Below are 1,502 nucleotides of genomic sequence, written 5' to 3' on the forward strand. Positions count from 1 at the left end.
GCCGAGGACGCCATGGTCGGTACCGAGGAGATGCTTGAGGAAGTATTCGTGCCCCTTTCCGGACGACCCGAGCAGGTTGGAGCGCCAGACGAACAGGTTGCGCGGCCAGTTTGCCGGGTCGTCGGGATCCTCGCAGGACATTTCCAACCCGCCGGACTTGAGCTGCTCGGCGACGTAAGTCGGGATGTCCTTGCCCGCCGCCTTTGCCGCCCTGGCGACCTCTAGCGGATTGGTCTTGAGCTGCGGCGCGGACGGCAGCCACCCCATGCGCTCGGCACGGATGTTGTAGTCGATCAGGCTGATGTCCCAGTCGCCCGCCGGCGCGGTCGGAGACAGGATCTCGCCCGCCGTGAGCGTCTCGTAGCGCCATTGGTCTGTATGCGCATACCAAGCGCTGGTCGAATTCATCTGCCGCGGCGGGCGGCCCCAATCCAGCGCGAACGCCAGGGGCTGCCAGCCCGTCTGCGGGCGAAGCTTCTCCTGACCGACATAGTGCGCCCACCCGCCGCCCGACTGGCCCACGCAACCGCACATCACCAGCATGTTGATGACGCCGCGGTAGTTCATGTCCATGTGGTACCAGTGGTTCATCGCCGCGCCGATGATGACCATCGACTTGCCCCGGGTCTTCTCGGCGTTCTGCGCGAACTCGCGAGCGACGTGGACGATCTTGCCGGCGGCGACGCCGGTGATCTTCTCGGCCCATGCCGGCGTGCCGGGCACGTCCTCGTCGTAGGACGTCGCGACCCAGTCGCCGCCGAGCCCCCTGTCGAGACCGTAGTTGGCGCAGAAGAGATCGAACACGGTCGCTACGGCCACCTCGCCCTCGATGGTCCTGATCCGCTTCGCCGGAACGTTCCTGGTCAGGACGTTCGGACGGCGATCGCCGGTCGAGAACGCCTCGGTCGCGTCGGCGCCGAAATAGGGGAAGTCGACTCGCGCGATGCCGTCGTGATCTTCGTCCAGGATCAGCGACATCTTCAGCCGCGTGTCGCCTAAGCCCGCCCGCTCTTCGAGGTTCCACTCGCCCTGTTCGCCCCAGCGGTAGCCGATGGAACCGTTCGGCGCGACCAGGCCGTCGGATATCTCGTCGAAGGCGACGGTCTTCCACTCAGCGTTGTTGTCTTCGCCGAGCCCGCCGTCCAGGTCGCCGGCGCGGAGGAAGCGTCCGGGGATCAGACGACCATCCTTTTCCTCCAGCGTCACGAGCATCGGGAAGTCGGAATATTTGCGACAGTAGTCCTCGAAATATTCCACCTGCCTGTCGAGGTGGAACTCGCGCAGAATGACGTGGCCGAACGCCATTGCGAGCGCGGCGTCGGTGCCCTGCTTCACGTTGAGCCACACGTCGCCGAACTTGGCGGCCTCGGAATAGTCGGGACAGATTACAGCCGACTTCGTGCCGCGATAGCGCGCCTCTGTATAGAAATGCGCGTCGGGTGTGCGCGTCTGCGGCACGTTCGAGCCCCAGAGGAGCAGATAGCCGGCGTTGTACCAGTCTG

The 1,502-nt window shown here is 65.2% G+C and carries 1 protein-coding gene; it reads right to left on the bottom strand.

What is annotated here, in order from left to right:
* The coding region (locus tag ABIE65_RS27795) for a molybdopterin-dependent oxidoreductase (RefSeq protein WP_354081996.1) at positions 1–1,502 on the bottom strand (1,502 nt) is incomplete at both ends.

The sequence above is a fragment of the Constrictibacter sp. MBR-5 genome, assembly GCF_040549485.1.
Lineage (GTDB): Bacteria > Pseudomonadota > Alphaproteobacteria > JAJUGE01 > JAJUGE01 > Constrictibacter.